Raw genomic sequence first — 3,920 nt, 5'->3', positions numbered from 1 at the left:
CTTGGAGGCTCACTGCATCAGTGAAGATTGCGGCCACTAACCAAAGGCAGTTGTTACGTGGTAGTGCGAATAACTAATAGGTCAAAGGGGAGCCGGTGTTCGACGTAGAAGGTGCGGTTCGTACCGCCGATGGGCAGGGTGATCGTCTCACTGAGCACCACGAGGTTCTGACACCATACTCCGTCGCCTTCCGTTAGGCCAGATAGGTCTACCGGCGAGCAGTTTGCACAGACCGCACAGTCAGGCTCATCGGGTTCAATTAATGGGTCACAACTAGGGCCGCAAAGTGCGTTAGCCAAAGTTTGGAAGCTGCCTCCAGAGGCCACACTTACATCCTGAGGCTCTGGCTCAAAACAGCCTTGGATTTGGATGCAATAGGTCACAGTGTCACCGAGGTCTATGCCGTCTCTAAATATGATTCCGGTGACTCCGGTGAGTGGGTCTGTGCCTACCTCAAAGTCATCGGGATCAAGGGGTACTCCATCTCTGGTGACTCCAAGGACCGTTGGAAGTGGGTCTGCGCAGGTGCCCAGGACCCAGTGACCTAAATCCGGCTCTTCACCGCTGGTAGCAACGGTATAGCACCAGGTAGAAATGCCATTCTCACATTCCATGCTGTCAAGCGTGATTTGGTATATGGCCTGATCAAGGCAGAGATTCGCTGTTCGATCTTCAGGTAGACATGCCATCACATCACCTCCAGTACAGGGTGCGATGGAAGGTAGAGCCAAGGGCAAGGGCCTTACCTACCTAGGATTCGATGGTGTTATACGACGTCGTCGACTCTGATGATCAGCAGTTCAAAGGGCACCTTCTGCTCTAGGTAGAAGGCACGCATGGCCCCAGCGATGGGAAGGGTGATTTCCCGGGAAAGCAACATGACGTTCTTGCACCAGACTCCTTCGCCTACCTGTAATGCGCCAGGGTTAATCGTCTGACAATCACCGCATGTTAGACATTCATTGGCCTGCATAATCTCGACTGGCATATTGGTTTCTCCTTTCTTAACCTTGTTTTGGCTAAAGTGTGATTAGCCATCGGTTTGTTACAGACTATGAAGGCCTTGGAGTATTTGCTTTAGGATATAGGGATTATTTAGTGTGAAAAATGGGCCCATTAGCCAAAAAGGACGCCATTAGGAGCCAACTCATGGTACACTTGATCTAGGAATGGAAAAGGATGGCATAGGGGACAATAAACCTGAAGCTGAAGGAATTTTGGTATTTATTTCCTGAACTTGAAGGGAGAAATAACAATGAAGACCTTAGCATCGAGACAAGCCTATGAAGCTGCCATCAAGGAGGGCACTGTGGTAGTGGTGTTTTCCGCGCAGTGGTGTGCCGATTGCAGAGTCATCGAGCCGGTGCTGCCGGAGATTGAAGAGAAGTATTCGCAGTTGAAGTTTTTCCAAGTCGATCGAGACCAGCTCATCGATCTCTGTCAGGAGCTAGACATCTTCGGGATTCCCAGCTTTATCATCTACCGGGATGGTACTGAGATCGACCGGTTTGTCAGCAAGGATCGGAAAACCCAGGCGGAGATTGAAAGCTTTATCGACAAAGCCATCTCTTAGGATTAGTCGCCAAGGGAGAGAACTTCTAAGTAACCATGCCGAATCTTCTTGACCGAAATCCCCAGGGCGTGCTAACATTTAGGATAAGTTAGCTTGCATATCAGTGCCGATGATGGGGAGTAGTACAACTCGTCTAGACCACAGCGAGCCAGGGAAGGGTGAAAGCCTGGTGTCGGGGATGGGTTGGAACGGACCCTTGAGGAGCAGACCGAAAGTCTCTGGCCAGTAGGCTCTGCCGGCTCCCACCGTTATCGGGATGGTCTATTGCGACCAAAAGTGGGCTATTTTAGCCAACTAGAGTGGTACCGCGGGTATAATCTCGTCTCTAATGGGAGGCGAGTTTTTTTATTTTACGGCACGGAAATCGGATACTGCGAGGTGGGGATGATGTTCAAGACAAGGATTGCTCAACTATTGGCCGGGGCATTGACGGAGGAAGGCATCGATGCCGAAGAGATTAAGTTACTGCTGGAAATACCGCCAAACCCTACCCTGGGAGATTACGCCTTGCCCTGTTTTGGGCTTGCCAAGAGGCTGAGGATGGCTCCCAACAAGATTGCTGCCCAGTTGGCTGAGGCCATCGCCGAAGATGCCTGGTTGGCAAAGGTAGAGGTGGTAGGTGGGTATCTCAACCTTTTTCTAGAGCCCAGCTGCTACATCGCTGAAGTATTGGGGGCGGTACTGACGCAGGGCAATCGCTATGGCTCTGGAGAGGAAGAGGGGAACATTGTCATCGATTTTTCCTCTCCCAATATCGCCAAGCCCTTTAGTATAGGTCATTTGCCTTCTACCGTTATCGGTCATTCCTTGGCCCGGATTTACCGTCACCTAGGCTTTAACGTGGTTCGGATTAACCATCTCGGTGACTGGGGAACCCAGTTCGGCAAGCTGATGGTGGCCTATCATCGCTGGGGTGAGGATCAAGCCATCGAAACCAAGGGAATCAAGGAATTGTTGAGGCTCTATGTGAAGTACCATCAGGTGGCTGAGGAAGACCCGGAGCTGGACAACGAGGCTCGGGCCTGGTTCAAGGGGTTAGAGGATGGCGATGCCGAGGCTGTGCGGTTGTGGGAATGGTTTCGCGCACTTAGTCTCCAGGAGTTTGAGCGGGTGTATCGGCGGATGGGAATTGAGTTTGATAGTTACCTCGGGGAGAGTTTCTACAACGACAAAATGGACGAGGTGCTTAAGACTATCATCGAGGCTGGGATTGCCACGGCCAGCGAGGGCGCTTTGGTGGTCGACGTCGGAGACGACATTCCCCCTTGCCTGCTGAAAAAAAGCGATGGCGCCACCCTGTATGCTACCCGGGATATTACCGCGGCCATCTACCGCTGGAACCAGTGGAAATTCGTCAAGTCTTTGTACGTGGTTGGAGTGACCCAGTCCCTACATTTTGATCAGGTGTTTCGGGTTCTGAACCTGTTGGGCCACCACTGGGCCCAGCGTTGTCAGCATGTCCCCTTTGGAACCATTCTCTTCGGCGATGAGGCAATGTCCACCCGGCGGGGAAATGTCATCTTCCTGGAGGATGTGTTAGAGGAGGCAGTGACCCGTATCCGAACTGTAATCGCGGCGAGAAACCCAGATCTAGCGGACCCCGACGGGGTGGCGAAGCAGGTGGGGATCGGGGCAGTGATCTTTAATGCCTTGGCCCACAGCAGAATTAAGGACACGGAATTTGACTGGGAGAAGGTGATTAGTCTCGAAGGCGACAGCGGTCCCTATGTACAATATGCCTATGCCCGGGGGCGAAGTGTCTTGGCCAAAGCCGAAGAAACCGATGAGGCCGGCTTTGCGCCCCAGGCCCTAACTGACCCAGAGGCCTTGGCTGTGATCCGGTTACTGGAGCGGTTCCCTGAGGTAGTGCGGGGGGCAGCGGAGAAGGATGAACCTTCACTCATTGCTCGCTATTGTCTCGACTTGGCGGCAGCCTTCAATACCTTCTATCATGCTCGACGGATCCTGGGGGTTGATGACACCACCCAGACAGCACGCCTCGCCCTAGTGCGTGGGGTTTGCCAAGTCCTGGAGATAGGCCTGTATCTGTTGGGCCTTGAGGCTCCAGAGGAAATGTAGTGGAGTAGGCAAGAGCTAAAGCTCTTGCCTACTTGGGTTTGTGGGAAAGACGGAAACAGCCCAGAATACTATGCTGCCTACCCCTGGTGCTATTTTCGTCCAATTTTACAAAAAAGATGCGAAACCCAAGAGGAGATCGAGAAACACAGACGAATATAGCAACAAGATCAAAACACAAGGCAACTAGATTTAACTGGGGTGATCGGCGATGGCTGAGATCAAGATGTACTACGGTAATAGCGTGCCCTTGGAGATGCATAAGGTACGG

General features: G+C 52.3%; 4 protein-coding genes and 1 other annotated feature. Of the genes, 2 read left to right on the top strand and 2 right to left on the bottom strand.

Annotation, left to right across the window (positions count from 1 at the left end):
* Window positions 1-53: 53 nt before the first annotated feature.
* Both GX030_05655 and GX030_05650 read right to left on the bottom strand, forming a co-directional pair.
* Entirely contained in the window at window positions 54-689 is a 636-nt protein-coding gene (locus tag GX030_05655; protein NLV91866.1) for a hypothetical protein, read from the bottom strand.
* A 77-nt stretch (window positions 690-766) separates the two neighbouring features.
* Entirely contained in the window at window positions 767-988 is a 222-nt protein-coding gene (locus GX030_05650) for a hypothetical protein (GenBank protein NLV91865.1), read from the bottom strand.
* Between the two features lie 267 nt (window positions 989-1,255).
* Here GX030_05650 and GX030_05645 point away from each other — a divergent pair, with 267 nt between their 5' ends.
* Both GX030_05645 and argS read left to right on the top strand, forming a co-directional pair.
* Entirely contained in the window at window positions 1,256-1,573 is a 318-nt protein-coding gene (locus GX030_05645) for a thioredoxin family protein (GenBank protein ID NLV91864.1), read from the top strand.
* 100 nt (window positions 1,574-1,673) lie between these two features.
* Window positions 1,674-1,903 (top strand) — a binding site (T-box leader).
* 54 nt (window positions 1,904-1,957) lie between these two features.
* Window positions 1,958-3,652, top strand: coding sequence for an arginine--tRNA ligase (gene argS / locus GX030_05640; GenBank protein ID NLV91863.1), 1,695 nt, complete (start codon window positions 1,958-1,960; stop codon window positions 3,650-3,652).
* Window positions 3,653-3,920: the final 268 nt, after the last annotated feature.

Source organism: Bacillota bacterium, from assembly GCA_012727955.1.
GTDB lineage: Bacteria > Bacillota > Limnochordia > DTU087 > JAAYGB01 > JAAYGB01.
Note: the sequence above shows the minus strand (reverse complement) of the source record. Positions and strands in the feature narration are given on the sequence as shown.